Source organism: Leucobacter chromiireducens, from assembly GCF_003917135.1.
Taxonomy (GTDB): domain Bacteria; phylum Actinomycetota; class Actinomycetes; order Actinomycetales; family Microbacteriaceae; genus Leucobacter; species Leucobacter chromiireducens_A.
The window spans coordinates 95,085-117,706 of the sequence record NZ_RPDI01000002.1; the positions used below are offsets into that span (position 1 = coordinate 95,085).

General features: G+C 68.3%; 22 protein-coding genes and 1 tRNA gene. 17 read left to right on the top strand and 6 right to left on the bottom strand.

Annotated elements, in window-relative coordinates; genetic code table 11:
* Window positions 1-6: 6 nt before the first annotated feature.
* The gene (locus EGM46_RS01555; protein ID WP_125098495.1) at window positions 7-1,128 is read right to left on the bottom strand and encodes a fatty acid desaturase family protein; all 1,122 of its coding nucleotides are present in this window, start codon (window positions 1,126-1,128) and stop codon (window positions 7-9) included.
* Between the two features lie 182 nt (window positions 1,129-1,310).
* Between EGM46_RS01555 and EGM46_RS01560 the strand changes: the two genes are divergently transcribed.
* Window positions 1,311-1,517: a hypothetical protein gene (locus EGM46_RS01560; RefSeq protein ID WP_125098420.1), complete on the top strand. Its 207-nt coding sequence runs from the start codon at window positions 1,311-1,313 to the stop codon at window positions 1,515-1,517.
* 306 nt (window positions 1,518-1,823) lie between these two features.
* Window positions 1,824-2,042 (top strand): hypothetical protein, encoded by a 219-nt coding sequence (locus EGM46_RS01565; protein ID WP_125098421.1) that lies wholly within the window; start codon window positions 1,824-1,826, stop codon window positions 2,040-2,042.
* Between the two features lie 48 nt (window positions 2,043-2,090).
* On the opposite strand, the gene EGM46_RS01570 is transcribed toward EGM46_RS01565, so the two are convergent.
* Window positions 2,091-2,172 (bottom strand) — tRNA-Leu (locus EGM46_RS01570).
* A gap of 162 nt (window positions 2,173-2,334) precedes the next feature.
* Here EGM46_RS01570 and EGM46_RS01575 point away from each other — a divergent pair.
* A complete protein-coding gene (locus tag EGM46_RS01575) occupies window positions 2,335-2,943 on the top strand; it encodes an ANTAR domain-containing response regulator (protein WP_125098422.1) in 609 nt (202 codons plus the stop codon).
* Between the two features lie 82 nt (window positions 2,944-3,025).
* Here EGM46_RS01575 and EGM46_RS01580 read toward each other — a convergent pair whose 3' ends face one another.
* Complete coding sequence (locus EGM46_RS01580) at window positions 3,026-3,478, bottom strand: hotdog fold thioesterase (RefSeq protein ID WP_125098423.1); 453 nt, start codon at window positions 3,476-3,478, stop codon at window positions 3,026-3,028.
* 128 nt (window positions 3,479-3,606) lie between these two features.
* On the opposite strand from EGM46_RS01580, the gene polA reads away from it, so the two are divergent.
* Window positions 3,607-6,231: a DNA polymerase I gene (gene polA / locus EGM46_RS01585; protein WP_206427462.1), complete on the top strand. Its 2,625-nt coding sequence runs from the start codon at window positions 3,607-3,609 to the stop codon at window positions 6,229-6,231.
* A 383-nt stretch (window positions 6,232-6,614) separates the two neighbouring features.
* Here the strand turns inward: polA and EGM46_RS01590 are convergent, their stop codons facing one another.
* The gene (locus tag EGM46_RS01590) at window positions 6,615-7,379 is read right to left on the bottom strand and encodes a hypothetical protein (protein ID WP_125098425.1); all 765 of its coding nucleotides are present in this window, start codon (window positions 7,377-7,379) and stop codon (window positions 6,615-6,617) included.
* A gap of 765 nt (window positions 7,380-8,144) precedes the next feature.
* Here EGM46_RS01590 and EGM46_RS01595 point away from each other — a divergent pair.
* Together EGM46_RS01595 and rpsA are read left to right on the top strand one after the other, a co-directional pair.
* Entirely contained in the window at window positions 8,145-9,215 is a 1,071-nt protein-coding gene (locus EGM46_RS01595) for a helix-turn-helix domain-containing protein (RefSeq protein WP_125098426.1), read from the top strand.
* 126 nt (window positions 9,216-9,341) lie between these two features.
* Window positions 9,342-10,790 carry a 30S ribosomal protein S1 gene (rpsA, locus tag EGM46_RS01600; RefSeq protein WP_125098427.1) on the top strand — a complete coding sequence of 483 codons (1,449 nt, stop codon included), beginning with the start codon at window positions 9,342-9,344 and terminating at the stop codon, window positions 10,788-10,790.
* Here rpsA and EGM46_RS01605 read toward each other — a convergent pair.
* Complete coding sequence (locus tag EGM46_RS01605; RefSeq protein WP_125098428.1) at window positions 10,787-11,437, bottom strand: DUF4126 domain-containing protein; 651 nt, start codon at window positions 11,435-11,437, stop codon at window positions 10,787-10,789. The genes rpsA and EGM46_RS01605 overlap by 4 nt on opposite strands.
* Before the next feature lie 61 nt (window positions 11,438-11,498).
* Here EGM46_RS01605 and coaE point away from each other — a divergent pair, with 61 nt between their 5' ends.
* Window positions 11,499-12,104 carry a dephospho-CoA kinase gene (coaE, locus tag EGM46_RS01610; RefSeq protein ID WP_125098429.1) on the top strand — a complete coding sequence of 202 codons (606 nt, stop codon included), beginning with the start codon at window positions 11,499-11,501 and terminating at the stop codon, window positions 12,102-12,104.
* Here coaE and EGM46_RS01615 read toward each other — a convergent pair whose 3' ends face one another.
* On the bottom strand, window positions 12,105-12,719 hold the full coding sequence (locus tag EGM46_RS01615; protein ID WP_125098430.1) for a vitamin K epoxide reductase family protein: 615 nt from the start codon (window positions 12,717-12,719) through the stop codon (window positions 12,105-12,107).
* Between the two features lie 312 nt (window positions 12,720-13,031).
* On the opposite strand from EGM46_RS01615, the gene EGM46_RS01620 reads away from it, so the two are divergent.
* The 10 genes from EGM46_RS01620 (at window position 13,032) to rsfS (ending at window position 22,552) form a co-directional block, all read left to right on the top strand.
* Window positions 13,032-15,410: an Rne/Rng family ribonuclease gene (locus EGM46_RS01620; RefSeq protein WP_125098431.1), complete on the top strand. Its 2,379-nt coding sequence runs from the start codon at window positions 13,032-13,034 to the stop codon at window positions 15,408-15,410.
* Window positions 15,411-15,555: 145 nt separating this feature from the next.
* Window positions 15,556-15,864, top strand: a complete 309-nt coding sequence (rplU, locus tag EGM46_RS01625) for a 50S ribosomal protein L21 (protein ID WP_125098432.1) — start codon at window positions 15,556-15,558, stop codon at window positions 15,862-15,864.
* 34 nt (window positions 15,865-15,898) lie between these two features.
* Complete coding sequence (rpmA, locus tag EGM46_RS01630; protein WP_025133606.1) at window positions 15,899-16,153, top strand: 50S ribosomal protein L27; 255 nt, start codon at window positions 15,899-15,901, stop codon at window positions 16,151-16,153.
* A 68-nt stretch (window positions 16,154-16,221) separates the two neighbouring features.
* Window positions 16,222-17,727, top strand: a complete 1,506-nt coding sequence (gene obgE, locus EGM46_RS01635) for a GTPase ObgE (RefSeq protein WP_125098433.1) — start codon at window positions 16,222-16,224, stop codon at window positions 17,725-17,727.
* Entirely contained in the window at window positions 17,724-18,506 is a 783-nt protein-coding gene (gene proB / locus EGM46_RS01640; protein ID WP_125098434.1) for a glutamate 5-kinase, read from the top strand. The genes obgE and proB overlap by 4 nt, the downstream gene beginning before the upstream one ends.
* Before the next feature lie 28 nt (window positions 18,507-18,534).
* Window positions 18,535-19,788, top strand: coding sequence for a glutamate-5-semialdehyde dehydrogenase (locus EGM46_RS01645; protein WP_125098435.1), 1,254 nt, complete (start codon window positions 18,535-18,537; stop codon window positions 19,786-19,788).
* 57 nt (window positions 19,789-19,845) lie between these two features.
* On the top strand, window positions 19,846-20,055 hold the full coding sequence (locus EGM46_RS01650) for a hypothetical protein (protein WP_125098436.1): 210 nt from the start codon (window positions 19,846-19,848) through the stop codon (window positions 20,053-20,055).
* 14 nt (window positions 20,056-20,069) lie between these two features.
* Window positions 20,070-20,675, top strand: coding sequence for a nicotinate-nucleotide adenylyltransferase (nadD, locus tag EGM46_RS01655; protein ID WP_125098437.1), 606 nt, complete (start codon window positions 20,070-20,072; stop codon window positions 20,673-20,675).
* Window positions 20,668-22,107, top strand: a complete 1,440-nt coding sequence (locus EGM46_RS01660; protein ID WP_125098438.1) for a hypothetical protein — start codon at window positions 20,668-20,670, stop codon at window positions 22,105-22,107. The genes nadD and EGM46_RS01660 overlap by 8 nt, the downstream gene beginning before the upstream one ends.
* Before the next feature lie 40 nt (window positions 22,108-22,147).
* Entirely contained in the window at window positions 22,148-22,552 is a 405-nt protein-coding gene (rsfS, locus tag EGM46_RS01665) for a ribosome silencing factor (RefSeq protein ID WP_125098496.1), read from the top strand.
* Window positions 22,553-22,622: the final 70 nt, after the last annotated feature.

Below are 22,622 nucleotides of genomic sequence, written 5' to 3' on the forward strand. Positions count from 1 at the left end.
GTGCGGCTAACGTGCCCGGCCGTACTGGGCTGAGACCGGGCACTCGAACGGGTCGCGCGCGCTCAGGCCGACACGGTTCAGGTACTCGATCACGATCGCGTACGAGCGCAGCAGCGAGGTCTCCGTGTACGGAACCCGATGCTCCGCGCAGAACTCGCGCACGATCTTGCTGGCCCGTGCGAGGTGCGGGCGGGCCATGCTGGGGAACAGGTGGTGCTCGACCTGATAGTTGAGCCCGCCCATGAGCGACGTCGCCCACCAGCCGCCGCGGATGTTGCGCGACGTGCGCACCTGCTTCGAGAAGAAGTCGAGCCTTGCGGAGCTGGCGATCACCGGCATGCCCTTGTGATTCGGCGCGAACGAGGCGCCCATGTACACGCCGAAGACCGCGAACTGCACGCCGAGGAACGCGCAGGCCATGCCGAACGGCAGCAGCGCGAACACCGGAACGAGGAGCGCGACGAAGCGCGCGGCGATGATGCTCAGCTCGATCCACCGGCCGGGCAGCGGGCCGCGCGCGAACAGGTGCCGGAAGCTGTGCAGGTGGAGGTTGAGCCCCTCAAGCGTGAGTAGCGGAAAGAAGAGCCACCCCTGCCTGCGCGTGATCGCGCGGCGCAGCCCGCGTGCCTCGACCGCGTCCTCCTCGAGGAACGAGATCGTGTCGACCTCGATGTCGGGATCCTTGCCGACGCGGTTCGGGTTCGCGTGGTGGCGCGAGTGCTTCGAGTCCCACCAGGAGTAGCTCATGCCGATCACGCCGGCGAGCACGCGGGCGAGCCGGTCGTTCGCCGGGCCGGTGGACAGGATCTGGCGGTGCGCTGCCTCGTGCGCGAGGAAGGCGATCTGCGTGAAGATGATACCGAGCGCGGCGGCGATGAGGAGCTGGAACCAGCTGGGCCCGAGCTGGATCGAGCCCGCGATTGCGCCGGCGAGGGCCACCAGGAGCGCGGCGCCAACCGAGGCGTAAAAGACCGGAGTGCGCCTGAGTAGGCCCTGCTCCTTCGCAGTGCGGGAGATCTCGATGTACGCGCGAGCGATCGGCGGAAAGTCAGCCTGCGAGGAGCGTGTTGGCCGAAGCGGACCGAGCGCGCTGAGCGGTTGAGCGAGGAGTGTGGACGGGGTCGTCATGAGGCGGCCACCAATCGGATCGGAGAACACCTCTCGGAGTTCCGCGCAGAGCGCAGGGCGGGTGCCGTTCGCTGCCTTCAGCGTAGTCACACGCACATGTGTGCCCGGGCATGTTGGGGGTGTACGGGCCGCTCGCCCGCCGGGGATTCGGTCTCAGCGTCACACCGGCGTACCCTCGAAGTATGAGCGAGAACCGATCACCCTCCCGTGCCGCCTCGATCGCCTGGATGACGGGCGGCTTGGTCGTCGGCGGTGGGCTCGGGCTCGTCGCCGGCATCGCGATGGGCTGGGTCGGAATGGGGATCGGGGTCGGTCTCGCGCTTGGCGCGATCGTTGGCTTCATCGGGGGCGCCCCGGGGAGCGGCGACAGCACGGACGAGGCGCGCTAGCGCGGCCGGTGCCCCCGGATCCCGGTTCCGATCCCGACCCCCAAGCCACTTAGTGTGGGTTCGGTGCGCGTTCGCTCGCTAATCCGGATCAGACTCGCTGCAATAGCGGGGTTGGTGGGGAAGCGGGCCTGGCTGGGTCGGGCACTGCTACGGTTGGGGCGTGATGATTCTCGGAGCTGTGATCTCCTGGGCCGTGTTCGTTGGCGCCGGGGTCGTGGTCGGCGTGACCCTGTGGCGCAACGCGAAGCGGAAGCGCGAGGGGCGCGACTCCGAGTAGCGGGACGCGGTGCGCGCTAGGGTGCTCCTATGAAAGACGTCGTCCCCATGGGGCTGTTCTGGATCACGCTAGCCCTCATCAATGCCGGGCTCGCGGAGCAGAAGGACCGATCCCGATGGAACTGGTTTCTCTTGAGCCTGCTGCTCGGTCCCATCGCCACCTGGTACATCGTGGCCACGCCGAAACCTGCCCCTCGCGTCCCGGACAGCGTGCCGGCCGCGCCGGCGCCGGGCTCGTCCGCAGAGTGATGGGAGCGCCGCGCACCCGCCAGTGAGCAGGGTGCGTGAAGTGCAGGGTGCCGGATGCGGGACTCGAACCCGCACGTCTTTCGACAACGCATTTTGAGTGCGCCGCGTCTGCCAATTCCGCCAATCCGGCTGGATGGAACTCGCCGCACCCGAGGGAGCGGTGGAACAACAGAACTACCCTAGCGCAGTGACGTGTCGCTCTGCGCGCCAGCACGCCCCTGGACCCGCGACCCGCCGTGCGACTCCCTCCGGTTTCAGGGAATCCGGGCGGCGAATGTCGTAAGCTGGAACCGTGAATGACCAGAGCACTGCCCCGAACACTCCGCGTCGCGTTGTCGTCGCTGAGGATGAGTCCCTGATTCGTCTCGACATCGTTGAGACGCTGCGCGACAACGGATTTGATGTGGTCGGCGAGGCCGGCGATGGCGAGACCGCTGTGAAGCTGGTTGAGGAGCTCCGCCCTGACCTCGTGGTCATGGACGTGAAGATGCCCCAGCTCGACGGCATCTCCGCGGCAGAGCGCATCAACAAGACGCACCTCGCGCCGGTCGTGCTGCTGACGGCGTTCAGCCAGCGTGAGCTGGTGGAGCGCGCGAGCGAGGCTGGCGCGCTCGCCTACGTGGTGAAGCCCTTTACTCCCGCTGACCTGCTGCCCGCGATCGAGATCGCCCTCTCCCGCTTCCAGCAGATCGTCACGCTCGAGAACGAGGTTGCCGACCTCGCTGAGCGCTTCGAGACGCGGAAGCTCGTCGACCGCGCGAAGGGGATCCTCAACGACAAGATGGGGCTCAGCGAGCCGGAGGCGTTCCGCTGGATCCAGAAGGCATCGATGGATCGACGCCTCACCATGCAGGACGTCGCGAAGACGATTATCGACCAGCTCGGGCCGAAGAAGGACTAGTCCACTTCCCGCCCGAACGACGAGCGCCCCGGATCCGATTGGGATCCGGGGCGCTGGTGTATTTCTGGGCCTGCGGTCGCTGCTACTTCGAGACCTGCTTGTAGAAATTCGTGATGCGCACGGTGGAGCAGCGCTGCCCATCCTCGTTTTCGATGGTGATCTCGTGCACCGTGATCGACCGCCCGAGCTTGATCGGTACGCAGGTGCCCGTGACGAGTCCCGTGCGGGCGGAGCCCGTGTGCGTCGCGTTGATGTCGACGCCGACCGCGACGGTGCCCTCGGGCGCGACCAGGTTCGCGTGCATGGAACCCAGCGTTTCGCCGAGCACGACGTATGCGCCGCCGTGCATCAGCATGATCGGCTGAGTGTTGCCCTCGACGGGCATAGTTGCCACCGCGCGTTCGCGGGTGAACTCGGTGAACTCGATCCCCATCCGATCTGCGAGCGCTCCAACGCCGCGCTCGCGGATGTAGGCGAGGGCGTCGTCCGGGTGGACATCGCTCGGCAGAGTGGACGCAGCTTCCTTCGCGGTCATCGGGTCGAACGGGCCTTTCTGTGTGGGCGGCGCTGCTGGAGCGCCTCGCCCGCGCACAATTCCACGGTGTGGATGTCGGTGGTGACTTGTAGGCTGGGCATGTGTCGAATACGCCTCAGCCTACCCTTATGATCATCGACGGCCACTCGTTGGCCTTCCGCGCGTTCTACGCGCTGCCTGTCGATAGTTTCCAGACGCAGACCGGTCAGCACACGAACGCGATCCATGGCTTCATTGCCATGCTGATCAACCTGTTGAGCAATGAGAATCCCGATTCGCTCGCGGTGGCCTTCGATATTTCGCGGCATTCGTTCCGCACGGAGGAGTACCCCGAGTACAAGGGAACGCGCGGTGAGACGCCGCCGGAATTCAAGGGGCAGATCCCGCTGCTGCAAGAGGCCCTCCACGCGATGGGGATCGCCACGCTAGAGAAGGAGAACTTCGAGGCCGACGACATCCTCGCTACTCTCGCGACACGCGGCGCGGACGCCGGTTATCGCGTCCTCGTGGTGAGCGGCGACCGCGACACGATCCAGCTGGTTGACGACCGGATTACGCTGCTGTATCCGTCGAAGCAGGGCGTGAGCGAGCTCACCCGCTACGACGCCGAGAAGGTCATGGAGCGTTACGGCGTGCGCCCCGAGCAGTACCCGGAGATCGCGGCACTCGTCGGTGAGACGAGTGACAACCTGCCCGGTATCCCCCGGGTGGGCGAGAAGACGGCCGTCAAGTGGATCAACCAGTTTGGCTCGCTCGAGGAGATTCTGCGCCGCCAGGACGAGGTAGGCGGCAAAGTGGGGGAGAGCCTGCGCGAGCACGCGCACCTCGCCGAGCGCAATCGTCGCCTCAATCGGCTCGTTCGCGACGTGGAGCTTGATGTCACCCTCGACGAGCTGAAGCGCGGTGAGGTGGACATGGCCGCCGTTGGCGACGTGTTCGCGAAGCTCGAGTTCCGCACGCTCCTGCAGCGCGTCGGGAAGTTGGCTGGCGCGGAGGTGCCCACCGGGGGGTCGACCGCGTCGGCGACACCGCTCGCCCCCGAGCGGCCTACCGCGAAGCTTCTCATCGACGAGGAGCTTGGAGACTGGTTGGCGAAGGCCGATACTCCCGCGGTCGTGATTCAATCGAGCGAGGCGAGCATCACGGTCGGTCTCGCCACTGCCGAGTCTTCGGTACTGTTCCACTGGCAGCCTGGTGGGCGTGACTACGCGCAGTTCGAGGAGTGGCTGGGGAGCGACGCGCCCAAGGTGTTCTTCGATGCGAAGCATCAACTGCGGCTCGCCGACGAGGCCGGCGTGCGAATTGGCGGAATTGCTGGTGATTTGCTCATTGCCGCGTGGCTGCTCCGGCCCGCAACCGCTGAGAAGAGCATCGCTGAGGCGGTGTTCCGTTTTCTCGGCGAGCAGGTGCCAGAGGGGGATCCCAATCAGCTCGTCCCCGACGAGGGAAGCGTGGCGGACCCGGCGGCGCTCGCATGGTACGTGGTTCGCGCGCACGCTGCAGTCCTCGAGCGATTCCCTGATCGCACCGGCGAGATCTACGCAGGAATTGAGCTGCCGCTCGTTTCGGTGCTCACGGACCTCGAAGAGCGTGGCGTTGAGATCGACCTGCCGCTCTTTGAAGCGCACCACGCCGAGCTGACGGAGCGGGTTGCCGGGCTGGAGCAGGAGGCCTTCGCCGCCATCGGGCACGAGGTCAATCTTTCGTCGCCGAAGCAGCTGCAGGTCGTGCTGTTTGAAGAGCTCGATATGCCGAAGACCCGCAAGACGAAGAGCGGCTACACCACAGATGCCGCGGCGCTTGCTGATCTGCAGCAGAAGAACCCGCACCCGTTCCTGGGAGCGCTCCTCTCGCACCGCGACGCGAACAAGCTGCGGCAGATGGTGGAGACGCTCATCAAGGCGGTGCAGCCCGACGGCCGTATCCACACGACGCTTGTGCAGACCGGTGCGAGTACCGGACGCTTGGCCTCCACCGACCCGAACCTGCAGAACATCCCGGTGCGCTCGGAAGAGGGGCGTCGCATCCGCGAGGGCTTCATCCACTCGGGTGACTTCGAGACGCTGATGACCGCGGACTACTCTCAGATCGAGATGCGCATCATGGCCCACCTCTCCGGGGATGCCGGGCTCATCGAAGCGTTCAATGCCGGGGAAGATCTGCACCGCTTCGTTGGCGCGCGTATCTTCGGGGTGCCGCCCGAGGAAGTGAGCAACGAGATGCGATCGAAGGTGAAGGCGATGTCCTACGGGCTCGCGTACGGGCTCTCCGCCTTTGGCTTGTCCAAGCAGCTCGGGATATCCGCGGCCGAGGCAAAGCAGCTGATGACTGACTACTTCGAGCGATTCGGTGGCGTCCGCGACTACCTCCGCTCGGTGGTGGATCAGGCGAAGCGTGACACCTTCACCGAGACCATCTTCGGCCGTCGTCGGCCGTTCCCCGATCTCGCGAGCCCGAACCGCATCCTGCGTGAGAACGCCGAGCGCGCGGCGCTGAACGCGCCCATCCAGGGCTCCGCCGCGGACATCATCAAGGTCGCGATGATCGGAGTGGAGCGCCGGATGCGCGAGGCGGAGCTCTCTTCTCGGATGCTGCTCCAGATCCATGACGAACTGATGTTTGAGGTCGCCGCCGGCGAGTGGGACGTGCTCGAGACGATCGTGCGCGAGGAGATGGCGGGCGCCGCCGAGCTGTCGGTGCCGCTTGAGGTCCAGGTGGGTCGCGGCGCGAACTGGAACGCGGCGGCGCACTAGTCCGAAGGGCACCGGGCCAGGCTGGCGGGCCAGCGGCTGGCTAGGGCCCTGGTCTCGGCCGTGCCGCTGCTGGGCGGGGCCCGGCCGTGCTCGGGTCCCGCCCGCCGGCCCGGAGCCGCTGGTTCCGGGCTCTCCCGCGATCTCACTCTGGCTTCGTCCGCACCCGGTTGCACTTTGTCCCGCTTTGTCTCGCGCAGAGCGGCGCAAAGTCTCAGCAGTGTTGAGTGGGCGGAGGGTGCGGACGCGTTGAATCGTAGTTGCCGCGAGCTTGACCCAGTCTGCAGCCCAGATTGCGGAGCAGAGTCGTTCCACGTGTGTGCCGCGCCGCGGAGCCGGGGCGGTGGTGCCTCCTCGGCCAGCGAGGCGGTGAGCGGAACTGCGCATCAGCCCATGCCCTGCGTGAGAGCCGTGCCGATCCGTTGCCGGAGCGTCTCGGGGCGGCGGTACAGGAGCTCTGCGGTGACGCGGAGGATGGTCCACCCGTGTTCGGCATACAGCTGAGCCTTCTCGATGTCGCGCGCATACTGCTTCGCCAGACTGAAGTGGTGCGCGCCCTCATACTCGAGCGCGAGGCGTTGATCGGGAAATGCGATCTCGCTGTTGCCGAGGAGGTGCCCGTGAGGATCCCACACGTCATGATCGAGACTCGGCGCGGGGAAATCCCACTGGCGGAGGAGGAGTCGCAGATGGCTCTCTGGGGGAGATGCGGCGTGCCGCGAGAGCTCAGCGAAGAGCGCGCGCAGCCTCGGCCGATAGCGTCGGTAGGGCACTGCAAGGGCCGCCCACAGCTGATCCGGCGTCGCGAGCGGTGGAGAGCGCAGTTCATTCGTGCCCGGTCGCCTGCTCTCATGCAGGATGGCGTCGCCGAGCGCGATCGCCTCGAGCCTGCTGAGCCCAGGGGCGAGCAGCGCCCAGGTGCTAGCGGGATCGGTGAGCCGAGTTCCGTGCCGTGTGACGACGTTGGCTAGTCGTGGCGAAAGTGAACGCGAAGCGATTCCGGCTCGCGGTATCCCTGGCCGCTGCCCGAACGCGGCGAGATCGAGTCGATCGGGGTGCACTTCCGGCGGCGAGACTGGCAGCCGCCAGAGCGTTGCGGCGGTGCGGTGCGTGAAGAACGCGCCGGGCGGAATGTGCGCCGAGAGGGCCATCGCGCGGCCCCTGCTCTCGCGGCGCCAGCGTTCGTGCACGTGTGGCGCGAGGCCGTCCAGGCCCGGTTGGCTGTCCCACGAATGGGTAGATCGCCTGGCATAGCTGCCGCGCGCAAGTCGCGCAACATCACGCTGTGCGAGTCGTCTTGAGTGCACTCCGAGCGCGCGAGCCTGGGCTGCCGTGAAGGTGTCGCCAAGTGCGTCCGGTAGGGGAGTTGGTGTTCTGCTCATGCAAGGAGTCTGAGCGTCTCGGAGCGGTGAGCGACGAGAACATTGAGATTGTGGATGATCTGGCTGAGGTTCGCGTGCGCCCTGCGCCTGTGAGCGAGTCGTGTCCCCTCCCGGGCAGGGGCGTCAGCCTGGAACTGCGCGGACGGGTCTGCCGGATCCCGCACTGCTCCTGCCCGCTCCCCGCTGAGATCGGTGCGCCGCAGATCTCACCAGCCTGCCAGCAACTCGCAGCGGGTATGGTCCGGTGCCTGCGAGCCATTCCGGCCCGAACCGCAACTAAATGCGAGAGTGGGCCCTCCCACTCCGCCCGGCCCACCCACGCCGGACCGCCCAGGCGCCCACCCTGCCCCCAACCCCTACCCACCACCCCCGCAATCCCAACCCACTTTGATCCAGTACCCCACCAGGATTCCGGATCAAACCCTCACTAAATGAGAGAAAGGACCTCACTGGCCAATCGGTCGAGTCGCCGAATCTCGCCAGTTTTGGCCCCAGGCGGCACACCGCTACCGGTGCCCGTGATGGGATGGAGTCATGCACACTGACATCACCAAGCGCGACCTCGGGCGCTTCGTCACCGAGCGCCGCCGCGCGCTCGGACTCACCCAGAAGGAGCTCGCCGCGCGGCTGCACGTCACCGAGTCGGCGGTCTCCAAGTGGGAGCGCGGCCTCTCCTACCCCGACATCACCATGGTGCAGGCCCTCGCCGCGGAACTCGGCGTGACCGGGCAAGAACTCATCAGCGCGAGCGAGGACCACGAGGCACGCGCCGACACCCGCGACGCCAAGATGTACCGCGGCTGGCGCTCCGCGCTGCTCTGGAGCACCGGCATCGCCTACGCCGCGACGATCCTCACCTGCCTCATCGTGAACCTCTCCGTGTCGCACACGCTGTCCTGGTTCTGGATCGTGCTCGCGGCGGTCGGCATCGCCTTCAGCCTCACCACGCTGCCCATGCTCGGCCTCCCGCACCCGGGCTGGTGGGCGCTCGGGGGAGCCACGGCGAGCCTCGTCGCGCTGCTCCTCCTCGTCTGGGCGCAGGCGGCGCCCGGCATGTGGCTGTGGATCGCGGTCGCGGCCGTGCTGCTCGGCCTGCTCGTGGTGTTCACCCCGATCCTGCTCGCGCTCCTCCCGCTCCCCGAACCGCTGCGCCGCCACCGCACCGTCCTCACGCTGGCCATCGACACGGTCGCACTCGCGCTGTTCCTCGGCGTCATCGCGCTCGCGATCGGGCAGCCGGGACTGTGGCTCACCCGGATGCTGCCGCTCGCGGCCGTCGGCGTCGCGCTGGTGTGGGCGCTTGCGCTCGTGATCCGTTACGTGCCGGGTCCCGCGGCGCTGCGCATCTCGATGGTCGCTGCGCTGCTCGGCGCAGGGGGCGTCGTCGTCGACTGGGCGGTGGCGCGCATCCTCGGGCAGCCGTGGCAGTGGGCGCCGAACCTGCTCGTGTGGAATGACGACACGATCGACGTGAACATCAAGCTTCTCGTGGTGATCGGGGCCTTCGCCGTCGTGGTCGTGGGCGCCGTCGGCGGCATCGTGCTGCACCTGGCGAATCGGCCCGCCGCTGCGCTTGCAACTCCCGAGAATCCCGAGGTAGACTGAGTTGTCACATTTGTGGCGACTCAACCATGTCCACATGCGATGGGTGCGCGTTCATTTCGGACTTCGACGTGAACACCATTGTGCACGCATCGCCTGAATATCCTGTCCATTCTGGAGACCATTTACATGACGAACGCAACGACCACCAGCAAGCAGGTCGCGATCAACGACATCGGCTCGGCCGACGACTTCCTTGCTGCGGTCGAAGAGACCATTAAGTCCTTCAACGACGGAGACCTCATCGAGGGCACCGTCGTGAAGATTGACCGCGACGAGGTGCTCCTCGACGTCGGGTTCAAGACCGAGGGTGTGATCCCCTCACGCGAGCTGTCCATCAAGCACGACGTCGACCCCGATGAGGTCGTCGAGGTCGGCGACTCTGTTGAGGCACTCGTGCTCCAGAAGGAGGACAAGGAAGGTCGCCTGATCCTGTCCAAGAAGCGCGCGCAGTACGAGCGTGCGTGGGGCGACGTGGAGAAGATCAAGGAGAACGAGGGCGTCGTCACCGGCACCGTCATCGAGGTTGTCAAGGGCGGCCTCATCGTTGACATCGGGCTCCGTGGCTTCCTCCCGGCTTCGCTCATCGAGCTGCGCCGCGTGCGCGACCTGACCCCGTACCTGGGCCAGGAGATCGAGGCGAAGATCCTCGAGCTCGACAAGAACCGCAACAACGTGGTGCTCTCGCGCCGTGCGCTCCTCGAGGAGACGCAGTCGGCGACCCGCTCCTCGTTCCTCGCCGAGCTCAAGCCCGGCCAGGTGCGCAAGGGTGTCATCTCGTCGATCGTCAACTTCGGTGCGTTCGTCGACCTGGGCGGCGTGGACGGCCTCGTGCACGTCTCCGAGCTGTCCTGGAAGCACATCGAGCACGCCTCCGACGTCGTCGAGGTGGGCCAGGAGGTCACCGTCGAGGTGCTCTCCGTCGAGCTCGACCGCGAGCGCGTCTCGCTGTCGCTCAAGGCGACGCAGGAGGATCCGTGGCAGGTCTTCGCACGCACCCACGCGATCGGCCAGATCGCCCCGGGTGTCGTCACGAAGCTCGTTCCCTTCGGCGCGTTCGTTCGCGTTGCCGACGGCATCGAGGGCCTCGTCCACATCTCTGAGCTGTCGGGTCAGCACGTTGAGCTCGCTGAGCAGGTCGTTTCGGCCGGCCAGGAGGTCTTCGTCAAGATCATCGACATCGATCTCGATCGCCGCCGCATCTCGCTCAGCCTCAAGCAGGCGAACGACGGCGTCGACCCCGAGGGCACCGAGTTCGATCCCGCGCTCTACGGCATGACCACGGAGTACGACGAGAACGGCGAGTACAAGTACCCCGAGGGCTTCGATCCCGAGACGCAGGAGTGGAAGGAAGGCTTCGAGTCGCAGCGCGAGAAGTGGGAGCAGGAGTACGCTGCTGCCCAGGAGCGCTGGGAGGCTCACAAGAAGCAGGTCGCCGCGGCGCTCACCGAGGTCATCGCGGCTCCGGCTGCGGCCGAGGCCAGCGGCTCGAGCTTCTCGAGCGACTCGGCTTCGACCGGCGCGCTCGCTGACGACGCGGCACTCGCCGCGCTGAAGGCGCAGCTCGAGGGCAACTAACCCTCTGCTCCGAAGGCCCGGTCACCCGCGTGGGTGGCCGGGCCTTCGGCGTTCCCGGCGAGTTGCTCAGCGCGTTGCCGCCGCACACGCGTGAGCCGGCGCGCCATGAGCACGACACCGAGCACGAGCGCGCCGAGCGCGATGACGGGCACAAGCACGGCCAGGATCGTGAGCAGCGCGGCACCGATGTCCTCGAGCGTGCTCGAGATCGCGGCCCCTGCGCCGGCGGTGAGCACGTTCAGGATGGGGCGGACGACCGACTTCAGGATGTGCGGGATCAGGGCGACCGCCACGCCGATGAGGAACGGCCAGAACTGCGGCGACTCCGCGAACGCCGCGGGATCGGTGACCGCCACCGTGTCGCTCGCGGAGCCAGCGGCAAACACCATGCCGCCCGAGGCTGGACGCACGATCGTCTGCAGGAGGTCGTTGATGCTGTCGAGCGCGGGCACTTTGTCGACGATCACCTCGAGCAGCAGCAGGACGCCCAGGATGCCGAGCGCCCAGCCGTTCTCCAGCCACGCCCAGCCGGCCGGCAGCTCCACCCAGCTCGTGAACCGCGAGAGCAGCCCGAGACCGAGCAGCGGAATGTAGGCGTTGAGGCCCGCCGAGGCCGCGAGTGTGATTCCGGTGATGACCTCGAGCATGCGCGCCTCCCTCTGGCGCCAGCATAGCCGCCAGCCGCGGCCGGCGCGCTACGCTGGGGGAATGACGCTCATCGGACTCACGGGCGGGATCGCCGCGGGAAAATCGACGATCGGCCGTCGGCTCGCCGAGCTGGGCGCGACCCGAATCGATGCGGATCAGCTTGCTCGCGACGCTGTGGCGCCCGGCACCCCGGGGCTCGCCAGGGTGGCCGAGCGTTTCGGCGCGGACCGCGTGATCCTCCCGGACGGTTCGCTCGACCGCCAGGCGCTCGGCGCGCTGGTGTTCGCCGACTCCACCGCGCTCGCCGCGCTGAACGGGATCGTGCATCCCGAGGTGCAGCGGCTCTTCGACGGTGCGGTGCGTGCGGCGCGCTCCGCCGATCCGGATCGGGTGGTGGTGTACGAGATCCCCCTGCTCGTCGAGGCGGCCAGGGAACTCCCGTTCGACCTCGTCGTGGTCGCCGAAGCGCCACCGGAGGTGCGGATCGCGCGCATGGTCGAGCTGCGCGGCATGAGCGAGGAGGACGCCCGCAACCGGATCGCGAATCAGGCGAGCAACGCGGAGCGGCGCGCGATCGCCGACGTGGTCATCGACACGGGGGGCACCGAGGCGGACACGATCCGCCAGGTCGACGAGCTGTGGCGGCGGCTCGTCCCAGTCAGCTGACTAGACGCTCCGCGCGATCTCGGCGAACCAGTCGAGCTCGAGCTGCGCGAGGAACGCGATGATGAGCACCGTGACGAGCACCAGCACCCAGGCCCACGACTGGGCTTGCTGGAAGCCGCGCCGCCGCGCGTCAGAACCCGGGATGAGGCCCTGCGCGTCCGGTGCGAACGCGCTGAACCACCAGAGCGGGATCGTGGCCGACCACACCACCATGCACCAGGGGCACAGGGTGCCGATCGAGTAGACGCTCTGCGAGAAGAGCCAGCACACGAACACGAAGCCGGCGAGGAGGCCGAGCTGGTAGAGCCGCCAGAACCACGGCGCGAAGCGCGCGCCCGCGAGGAGTGCGACGCCCACGATGATGGGAGCCATGAACGCGGACACCCCGATGATGGTGTTGCTGAAGCCGAGCACCGAGCCCTGCCAGGAGCCCATGTTCGGTCCGCAGGTGACGAGCAGGCTGACCGCACAGTTCGGCACGTAGCCGGGCTGCGCGAGCGTCTTGATGTACTCGGTGAGGAGCTCCCACGAGGCGAACCAGCCCACCGCGCCGGCGATGATCGTGAACACGGCGAAACCCACGGGGCGCCGGGCGGTGTCAAGTGCAGAGCTCATGTCGCCGATCATAATGCGCCAGCCTGCGTGCCGCCCGACTGAGACGCCTCCCACGCCCGGAACGTGACGCCGCATTGCCCGGATCCTGCGGAATTCAGGGACCGCGTGACATAATGAGTATCGCAGTGCATGTCACCCCGGTATTGGGAACAGCACGCACAGTCTTTTGGTGGCCGCCAGGTCGTCACCGGTCGAAGAACGACCGAGCGCGGGTGCAGGCATCCGCGGGGAACAGGATGAGCGGGACGTCCCGCCGAACAAAGAATTGCCGGAGCGAGCAATGCTTTCTCCGGATCGAAGGAGACACCAGGAATGGTGAAGCAGACGACAGAAGAACAGCACGACACGGAGCCGCAGCTGCCGGAGGCGGTGGACACCGCGGTGGAGGCGCCAGCGGACACGAGCGCGACTGCGGAGCCCGCTGGGGCGGACGCCCCGGCTGAGCCGGCAGCGCCGCTCGTGCTCCCGCTTTCGGAGATGACGCCTGAGGAGCGCTTCCGCGCGACGACGCGCCTCATCTTCCTCGCGCCCGACGTGCCCCCGATCGCGCCGCGCCCGCGCCGCAGCGAGCTGCGCCCGAGCGAGCTGCGCCAGCTGGATGACATCCTCGACCAGCGCTTCCAGCCCGAGGACGAGGCCGAGGAGCGCGAGAGCACCACGTCGTCGTCGCGCACGCGCCGGCGGCGCGGGAGCAGCTTCGAATCGCCGCAGGACGATGAGGGATCGCGCCGACCGCAGCGGCAGGCGCCCGTCATCACCGAGCCGCAGAAGGTGAAGGGCTCGACGCGCCTCGAGGCGAAGAAGCAGCGCCGCCGTGATGGCCGCGATGCGGGGCGCCGCCGCGTCGTCATCACCGAGTCCGAGTTCCTCGCGCGCCGCGAGTCGGTCGACCGTGAAATGATCGTCCGCACGACCGCAGACCGCGTGCAGATCGGCGTCATGGAGGACAAGGTGCTGGTTGAGCACTACGTCGCCCGCTCCAGCGAGTCCTCGCTCATCGGGAACGTGTACCTCGGTCGCGTGCAGAACGTGCTGCCCAGCATGGAGGCGGCGTTCGTCGACATCGGGCGCGGCCGCAACGCCGTGCTCTACTCCGGCGAGGTGGACTGGTCGGAGTTCGAGGGCGGCAACACGGCCCGGAAGATCGAGAACGCGCTGAAGCCGGGCGACCAGGTGCTCGTCCAAGTGACGAAGGATCCGGTCGGCCACAAGGGCGCGCGCCTCACGAGCCAGATCTCGCTGCCCGGCCGCTTCCTCGTGTACGTGCCAGGCGGTGCGATGAACGGCATCTCGCGCAAGCTCCCCGACACCGAGCGCGCGCGCCTGAAGAAGATCCTGAAGGAGGTGCTCCCCACCGGCGCAGGCGTGATCGTGCGCACCGCGGCGGAGGGCGCGAGCGAGGATCAGCTCACGCACGACGTGCAGCGCCTCACCCGCCAGTGGGAGTCGATTCAGAAGCGCGTCGCCAAGGGCGGCGGCCCGGTGCTCTTGCACTCCGAGCCGGACATGCTCATCAAGATCGTGCGCGACGTCTTCAACGAGGACTTCCAGAAGCTCAAGATCGCTGGCGAGGACACCTACACGGTCATTGAGAACTACCTCTCGCAGGTGGCGCCGGATCTGCTGGAGCGCGTCGAGCGCTACACCGGTGAGCGCGACATCTTCGACGAGTACCGCGTGACCGAGCAGATCGCGAAGGCGCTCGATCGCAAGGTCTGGCTGCCCTCCGGCGGCTCGCTCGTGATCGACCGAACCGAGGCGATGACCGTCGTCGACGTGAACACCGGGAAGTTCGTCGGCTCCGGGGGCAACCTCGAGGAGACCGTCACGAAGAACAACCTCGAAGCCGCCGAGGAGATCGTGCGCCAGCTGCGGCTCCGCGACATCGGCGGCATCATCGTGGTCGACTTCATCGACATGGTGCTCGAGTCGAACCGCGACCTCGTGCTCCGCCGCATGGTCGAGTGCCTGAGCCGTGACCGCACGAAGCACCAGGTCGCCGAGGTGACGTCGCTTGGCCTCGTGCAGATGACGCGCAAGAAGCTCGGGCTCGGGCTGCTCGAGTCGTTCAGCGAGCCGTGCGAGGTGTGCGCTGGGCGCGGCGTGATCGTGCACCACGAGCCCGTGTCGAAGCACCGCAGCGAGGCGCCGTCGCGCGGCTCGAAGCGCGGGGGTCGCGGCGGCAATGGCGGCAACGGCGGCGGCAACTCCGCCGGCGGGCAGCAGGCACCGCACCACACGGACGCGAAGGCGCACTCCATCACGGACGGCGCGAAGAACATGCTCGCGCAGGTCGCAGCCTCGACGATTCCCGTCGCGAAGGCGACGGAACAGAGCGCGGAAGGCCGCGGCGAGGATGAGCGCACCGGCGCGGCGCAGCCGCGCCAGACGGGCCGGGTCACCTCGCGTGGCTCGCGCCAGGCCGGTGACGGCGCCGCGTTCGAGCGCCAGGAGCCGCAGGCCCCGCGCGTGGAGGCCTCGGCCCCCGGCAATCTCCTCGACTCCGTGCTCGACGCGCTGCCCGACGCCCCCAGCGCTGGGGCCGGGCGTGCGCGGAGCCGCCGCGTCACGACCGCGCCGCTGCGTCCGAACGGCGAGCCGCAGCCGAAGGACGACGCCCAGGCGGCGCAGCTCGCGCTTGCCGAAGCGCTCGAGGCAACGGTGCGCCGCAAGGAGGGCGAGCGGCAGTGACACGCGGTCGCGCCTATTTGACCAGGTGCGGGTGTCCGAGATATTATTGAGCGTTGGTGCCGCCCCGGCGGCATACCTCAAGACTTCGAAGTCGGCACGGCCGCGCTTCGACACAAAAACAATCCTCTAAGAAAAAGGGTGAGAAGTGGTTTACGCAGTTGTGCGCACAAGCGGCCGTCAGGAGAAGGTCGAGGTCGGCTCGATCATCACCGTCAACCGTGTTTCGGGTGACGCCAAGGGCAAGCTGGAGCTTCCCGCGGTGCTGCTCGTTGATGGCGACAAGGTGACCACCGACGCCGCGGCGCTCGCGAAGGTCAAGGTCACGGCTGAGGTCCTCAACGACCTCCGTGGCCCGAAGATCGTGATCCAGCGCTACAAGAACAAGACCGGTTACAAGAGCCGCCAGGGGCACCGTCAGGATCTGACGCGCCTCAAGGTCACCGGCATCAAGTAACACTTTCCAGGCACTACCGAAGGAGTAGAGACTCATGGCATCCAAAAAGGGCGTGGGCTCCAGCAAGAACGGTCGCGACTCGAACGCGCAGCGCCTCGGCGTGAAGCGCTTCGGCGGCCAGCAGGTGAACGCCGGCGAGATCATCGTTCGCCAGCGCGGCACCCGTTTCCACCCCGGCGCGAACGTCGGTCGTGGCAAGGACGACACCCTGTTCGCTCTCGCAGCGGGCTCGGTTGAGTTCGGTGCGAAGGGCGGCCGCAAGGTCGTCAACATCGTTTCCGCAGCCTAACTTAGGCGATCAACGGCGAGGCGGGCTTCGGCTCGCCTTTTGCCGTATCTAGCGAAGGATTTCTCAGCATGGTGACATTCGTTGACCAGGTGCAGGTGCACCTCCAGGCGGGACGCGGCGGCAACGGCTGCGTGTCGGTCAGGCGAGAGAAATTCAAGCCACTCGCCGGCCCGGACGGCGGCGCCGGCGGTGACGGTGGCGACATCGTCATCGTCGCCGACCCGCAGGTCAACACCCTGCTCGAGTACCACCGCCGCCCGCATCGCGTCGCCGAGAACGGCGGATTCGGCGCCGGCGGCTACCGCGCCGGCACCACGGGCGAGGAGCTCGTGCTGCCCGTGCCGGTCGGCACCGTGGTCAAGGATGCGGCGGGGGAGACCCTCGTCGACCTCGACGAGCCCGGGCTGCGCTTCGTCGCGGCACGCGGCGGCATCGGCGGGCTCGGCAACAACGCGCTCGCGAGCGCGAAGCGCGTGGCGCCCGGCTTCGCGCTGCTCGGCACCGAGGGCGAAGCGGGATCGCTCACGCTCGAGCTGAAGACGATCGCCGACGTTGCGCTCGTCGGGTACCCCTCGGCGGGCAAGTCGAGCCTCATCGCCGCGATGAGCGCCGCGAAGCCGAAGATCGCCGACTACCCGTTCACCACGCTGCACCCGAACCTCGGGGTCGTGCAGGCCGGGGAGTCGCGCTTCACCGTCGCCGACGTGCCCGGCCTCATCGAGGGCGCGAGCGAGGGGCGCGGCCTCGGCCTCGACTTCCTGCGCCACGTCGAGCGCTGCAGCGCGCTGCTGCACGTCCTCGACTGCGCGACGCTCGAGCCCGGCCGCGATCCCATCTCCGACCTCGACGTGATTCTGCGCGAGCTCGAGGCGTACCCCGTGCCCGATGGGCAGATCCCGCTCCTCGAGCGCCCGCAGCTCGTCGCGCTCAACAAGATCGACGTGCCCGAGGCGCGCGAGCTCGCCGAGTTCGTGCGCGCCGACCTCGAGGCGCGCGGCTACCGCGTGTTCCTCATCTCGACGGTCTCGCACGAGGGACTGCGCGAACTCGGCTTCGCGCTCGGCGCGCTCGTTGAGGACGCGCGCGCGAAGGCGCTCGCCGAGGCGCCGGAGCAGCCGCGTATCGTCCTCACGCCGAAGGCGAAAGACGACAACGGCTTCCGCGTCGTCACCGAGGGCGGCACCTACGGCACGATCTACCGGATCCTCGGCCCGAAGCCCGAGCGCTGGGTCGCGCAGACCGACTTCCAGAACGACGAGGCCGTTGGCTACCTCGCCGATCGACTGCAGAAGATCCGCATCGACGACGCGCTCGTGAAGGCCGGCGCGGTCGCCGGCTCCACCGTGGTGATCGGCCCCGGCTCCGGCGTCGTCTTCGACTGGGAGCCGACGGTCACGAGCGCGGCCGAGGTCCAGATCGGCGTGCGCGGCACCGACGCGCGGATCGATCCGAATCAGCGTCGCACCAACAAGGAGCGCCGCACCGAGTACCACGAAATGATGGACGGTAAGGCTGAGGCGCGCGCCGAGCTCGAGCGCGAGCGCGAGGCGGGGCTCTGGAGCGAGGAGTCGTGAGCGTCGGCGACGAACTGCTCGCCGCCCGCCGCGTCGTCGTGAAGGTCGGCTCCTCCTCGGTGAGCGGCGACAACGCCGGCCAGATCCCCACGCTCGTCTCGTCCCTCGCGCGGCTCCACGCCGCAGGCGCCGAGGTGATCCTCGTCTCGAGCGGCGCGATCGCGACCGGCGTGCCCTTCCTCCGGCTCGACGAGCGCCCCGACGACCTCGCCACGCAGCAGGCGGCGGCTGCGGTGGGCCAGAACATCCTGGTGAACCGCTACCAGCGTGCGCTCAGCAGCCACGACGTGATCGCCGGCCAGGTGCTGCTCACCGCGCACGACATGGAGAATCCGACGCACCGCGGCAACGCGCGGCGCGCCATCGAGCGCCTCCTGCAGCTCGGGATCCTGCCGATCATCAACGAGAACGACACCGTGGCGACGCACGAGATCCGCTTCGGCGACAACGATCGGCTCGCCGCGCTCGTTGCGCGCCTCGTTGGCGCCGATCGCCTCGTGCTGCTCTCCGACGTCGACGCGCTCTACACCGCGCCGCCGACCGTCGTCGGCGCGACGCGGATCCCGCACGTCCCCTACGGCGACGAACTCGCCGGCATCGAGATCGGTGCCGCGCAGTCCGGGTGGGGCACCGGCGGCGCGGCGACGAAAGTGCAGGCGGCACGTCTTGCCGCCGACGCTGGCACCCAGGTGCTGCTCACCGAGACGCGGCTGTTCGCCGGCGTGCTCGACGGTGCGGATCACGGGACGCGCTTCGACGGCAACCCGGACGCAGCGTAGTCGGAGCCGAACCGGCTAAGCTTGGGCCATGTCCCAGGCTGATCTCTTCCTCCAGAAGCTCGAGCGCGCGCGCAGCGCGGCCAAGTCGCTCGCCACCGTCACGACCGCGCAGAAGAATGCCGCGCTCGAGGCGATCGCGGTGGAACTGGAGCGCAGCGTCCCAGAGGTCGTTGTGGAGAACGCGAAGGATCTCGAGGCCGGCGAGCGCAACGGCATCGGGGAGGGGCTGCTCGACCGGCTGCGACTCGATGAGGATCGGCTCCGCGCGCTTGCCGCCGCGGTGCGCTCCGTGATCGCGCTGCCGGATCCGGTCGGGGAGGTGCTGCGCGGCTCGACGCTCGCGAACGGCATCCGCATCAACCAGGTACGCGTGCCCTTCGGCGTGGTCGGCGCCATCTACGAGGCGCGGCCGAACGTCACGATCGACATCGCGGCGCTCGCGCTCAAGAGCGGCAACGGCGCGGTGCTGCGCGGCGGCACCGCAGCGGAGCACAGCAACCGCGTGCTCGTCGCGCTGATCCAGCGCGCACTCACGAGCGTCGGCCTCGACGGCGACGCCGTGCAGACGATCGACGAGTTCGGGCGCGAGGGGGCCGGCCGGCTGATGCGCGCCCGCGGCTACGTCGACGTGCTGATCCCGCGCGGGAGCGCCGGCCTCATCGCCACGGTGGTGCAGGAGTCGACGGTGCCCGTGATCGAGACCGGATCCGGCATTGTGCACGTCTACGTCGACGAGACCGCCGACGAGGAGATGGCCGCCGCGATCGTGCACAACGCGAAAACGCACCGGCCGAGCGTGTGCAACGCGGCCGAGACGCTGCTCGTGCACCGCGCCGCCGCGGAGCGGATGCTGCCGCGACTCGCCCGCGCGCTCACCGACTCGGGGGTCGCCCTCGCCGGTGACGCCGAGAGCCGGGCGCTCGTCCCCGAGATCGCCGCCGCCGACGAGGAGACCTGGTCCACGGAGCACCTCGCGCTCGAGATGGGCGTGCGGATCGTCGACTCCATGGACGAGGCGATCGCGCACATCGGCCAGTACTCCAGCCACCACACCGAGTCGATCGTCACGCAGGATTACGCCAATGCTGAGCGATTCCTCGCCGAGGTTGACTCGGCGGTCGTGATGGTCAACGCGTCCACCCGGTTCACCGACGGCGGCGAGTTCGGCTTCGGCGCTGAGGTGGGCATCTCGACGCAGAAGCTGCACGCGCGCGGACCGATGGGCCTGCCCGAGCTCACCAGCACAAAGTGGCTGGTGCGTGGCAACGGCCAGATTCGCTAACCGAAACCGGTACACTGGGACCGAGTATCCAATCTGTCTAGAATGCAGGGGTTTTCCATGTCACTTCTCGCCACGATCACCGCAGCTTCGGAGGCGGGCTCGCACGTTGTCAACGAGCTGCCGTTCCCTGCCCCCGTCTTTGGGCTGATCACCCTGTCACTCTTCGTGGTGCTTGGCCTGGTCACGTTCTCGTTCCGCGATGTGGCGAACCGTCACGCGGCGAAGGCTGAGGCATACGCGCGCGAGCACGGCGCGGCCCAGCACTAAGGGGACACACCCGGATGGTGACGCCACGGCGCCGAATCGGGGTGATGGGCGGAACGTTCGATCCGATTCATCACGGACACCTCGTCGCGGCGAGCGAAGTCGCCCAGAGCTTCGACCTCGACGAGGTCGTTTTCGTGCCAACGGGCAATCCGTGGCAGAAGAGCAACGTCTCGCCGAGCGAGCACCGCTACCTGATGACGGTGATCGCGACGGCGTCGAACCCGCGCTTCACGGTCAGCCGCGTGGACGTCGACCGCGAGGGCCCCACCTACACGGTCGACACGCTCCGCGATCTGCGTGAGCAGTGGCCGGAGGCCGAGCTCTTCTTCATCTCGGGCGCCGACGCGGTCGAACAGATCCTGAGCTGGAAGGACGTGGACAAGCTCTGGGAGCTCGCCCACTTCATTGCCGTGTCACGGCCGGGGCATGAGCTCTCGCTTTCAGGATTGTCCGGCGAACACGTAAGCTTGTTGGAAGTTCCCGCGCTGGCCATCTCTTCGACGGACTGCCGTGCGCGGGTAGCCAGGGGGTATCCGGTGTGGTATCTCGTGCCGGACGGTGTCGTGCAGTACATTGCGAAGCACGAGTTGTACACCGAGGAAGCGACAGAGGATGAGTGAACACGACGAACAACGACCGTTGACGCGGCGCGAGCTGCGTCTCCGGGAGATGGGCGAGACCGGTGCGCTTGACCTCACCGAGGTCGCTGAACCGCAGGCGGAGTCGGGGGACTCCGCGCCCGTGGAGACGCCCGCGCCCGCTCCGGTGAGCGAGGAGATAGAGATCTCCCCGTTCAACGAAGACGGCACGCCCCGCAGCCGACGCGAAATGCGGCAGCTGCGCGAGGAGGCGCTCGCGGCCCGCGAGGCGGCGGCTGAGCCTGAGCCCGAGCCGGCCGCCGAGGAGACCCCGGCCGAGGACGCACCGGCCGATGAAGCCCCCGTCGAGGACGCGCCCGTCGAGGATGCCCCCGCGGCGCCCCTCACCGGCGAGATGGACTTCGACTCGCTGATCTCGCCGCCCACCGAGCCATTCACGGTCGAGGAACTCCGCGAGGCGGAGCGCGCGGCCGAGGCGGAGGAGGAGGCCCCCGCGGCCGAGCCCGAGGCTGAGCCCGAGGCAGACTCGGTCGTCGACGCCGATCCCGCAGCGGCGGAGGACGCCGACGACGCGGCTCCGAAGGCGAAGCGGCGGTTCCCGTGGCAGCGCCGCGGCGCGGACGAGTCCGCTGCGCCGGCCGACGCTGAGACTGAGCAGGCTGAGGCCGAGCAGGCAGAGCCCGAGCAGGCAGCGGACGAGGCAGACGCCGCCCCGGACGCGCCCGTCGCCGATCCCGAGCAGATGGTCGATGACGCGGCCCCCACGGTTGCCGTTCCCGTCGACGCCGTGCTCGCCGATCCCGCGCCGAGTGAGGCCGCCGAGGATCTGCCCGCCGCCCCAACGGATGAGGCTCCGGCCGAGGACGCCCCAGCGGAGCCCGCCGAGGAGAAGCCCAGCTACTCCTTCCCGGATATCGCACCGCCGGAGGAGTGGCGATCGGTGTTCGACGATCCCGCGACGCGGAGCATGCCCGCGCAGGGCGGCGACGCGCAGGGCGGGTTTGACGACCTCATCTCGCGCGCCGTGTCGCAGGAGGGCGCCGGCGGGACCTCGAACACCTCGGCGCTGATTCTCCCGTCGATGCCGGAGGAGACCACCGGCGGCCTCACCGGCCCGCTCGGCGGCACCGGCGACCTGTACGTGACGGGTTCGCTGCAGCTTCCGAAGTCGCTCGGCGAGACCGGCGGCCACTCCAGCCTGCACGACTCGATCGAGATCGACCCGATCACGGGCGCAGAGTCGGGCGACCCGCAGGTCACCGGCCAGGGCCCCGCACCCGTCTCGGCGCGCCACGCGGTGAGCGCGCGCGTCGACTCCACCATCCCCGTCGTTGCGAAGCCCGCGAAGGAACGCAGCAAGCTGCCGCTCGTGCTCTCGCTCACCGGCGGCGGGCTGCTGCTCGCCGTGGTTGCGCTGGGCATCTGGGGTGCAAGCAACGGTATGTTCGGCTAGGGGCATTCCCCGCGCCGCGCACACAATCAAAGGAACTGAACTGAACACGCAGACCCCCACGCGCACCGATTTTCGCGCAGACCTTGCCCTTGCCGTCCGCGCTGCGGACAGCAAGGGCGCGATCGCTCCCGTCGCGCTCGAGGTGAGCGAGCACTTCGGGCTCGCCGATGCCTTCCTCGTGCTCACCGGCTCGGTGGAGCGCAACGTGCAGGCGATCTCCGACGCGATCGAGGACGCGCTGAACGACGCTGGCGTCCGCACGATCCGCCGCGAGGGCCGCGAGAGCGGCCGATGGGTGCTGCTCGACTTCGGCGACCTCATCGTGCACGTCTTCCACCAGGAGGAGCGCGACTTCTACCAGCTCGAGCGTCTCTGGCAGGACTGCCCCGTCATCGACGTGGCGGACATGCTCCCCGCGCCGGCCGACGCCGCAGCCGAGGCCTAGTCAGCTCGCGCCGCTCGTCCGCGCGAGTGGCACGCCCGGGATCGCATGATTTGCGTCACCCGGGGGCGTG

What these genes read in the sequence shown, in the direction of transcription:
- EGM46_RS01555 (WP_125098495.1), bottom strand. Translation starts at nt 1,128, where the DNA reads ATGACGACCCCGTCCACACTCCTCGCTCAACCGCTCAGCGCGCTCGGT.
- EGM46_RS01560 (WP_125098420.1), top strand. Translation starts at nt 1,311, where the DNA reads ATGAGCGAGAACCGATCACCCTCCCGTGCCGCCTCGATCGCCTGGATG.
- EGM46_RS01565 (WP_125098421.1), top strand. Translation starts at nt 1,824, where the DNA reads ATGAAAGACGTCGTCCCCATGGGGCTGTTCTGGATCACGCTAGCCCTC.
- EGM46_RS01580 (WP_125098423.1), bottom strand. Translation starts at nt 3,478, where the DNA reads ATGACCGCGAAGGAAGCTGCGTCCACTCTGCCGAGCGATGTCCACCCG.
- polA (WP_206427462.1), top strand. Translation starts at nt 3,607, where the DNA reads ATGATCATCGACGGCCACTCGTTGGCCTTCCGCGCGTTCTACGCGCTG.
- EGM46_RS01590 (WP_125098425.1), bottom strand. Translation starts at nt 7,379, where the DNA reads ATGGCCCTCTCGGCGCACATTCCGCCCGGCGCGTTCTTCACGCACCGC.
- EGM46_RS01595 (WP_125098426.1), top strand. Translation starts at nt 8,145, where the DNA reads ATGCACACTGACATCACCAAGCGCGACCTCGGGCGCTTCGTCACCGAG.
- rpsA (WP_125098427.1), top strand. Translation starts at nt 9,342, where the DNA reads ATGACGAACGCAACGACCACCAGCAAGCAGGTCGCGATCAACGACATC.
- EGM46_RS01605 (WP_125098428.1), bottom strand. Translation starts at nt 11,437, where the DNA reads ATGCTCGAGGTCATCACCGGAATCACACTCGCGGCCTCGGCGGGCCTC.
- coaE (WP_125098429.1), top strand. Translation starts at nt 11,499, where the DNA reads ATGACGCTCATCGGACTCACGGGCGGGATCGCCGCGGGAAAATCGACG.
- EGM46_RS01615 (WP_125098430.1), bottom strand. Translation starts at nt 12,719, where the DNA reads ATGAGCTCTGCACTTGACACCGCCCGGCGCCCCGTGGGTTTCGCCGTG.
- EGM46_RS01620 (WP_125098431.1), top strand. Translation starts at nt 13,032, where the DNA reads ATGGTGAAGCAGACGACAGAAGAACAGCACGACACGGAGCCGCAGCTG.
- rpmA (WP_025133606.1), top strand. Translation starts at nt 15,899, where the DNA reads ATGGCATCCAAAAAGGGCGTGGGCTCCAGCAAGAACGGTCGCGACTCG.
- obgE (WP_125098433.1), top strand. Translation starts at nt 16,222, where the DNA reads ATGGTGACATTCGTTGACCAGGTGCAGGTGCACCTCCAGGCGGGACGC.
- EGM46_RS01645 (WP_125098435.1), top strand. Translation starts at nt 18,535, where the DNA reads ATGTCCCAGGCTGATCTCTTCCTCCAGAAGCTCGAGCGCGCGCGCAGC.
- EGM46_RS01650 (WP_125098436.1), top strand. Translation starts at nt 19,846, where the DNA reads ATGTCACTTCTCGCCACGATCACCGCAGCTTCGGAGGCGGGCTCGCAC.
- nadD (WP_125098437.1), top strand. Translation starts at nt 20,070, where the DNA reads ATGGTGACGCCACGGCGCCGAATCGGGGTGATGGGCGGAACGTTCGAT.
- EGM46_RS01660 (WP_125098438.1), top strand. Translation starts at nt 20,668, where the DNA reads ATGAGTGAACACGACGAACAACGACCGTTGACGCGGCGCGAGCTGCGT.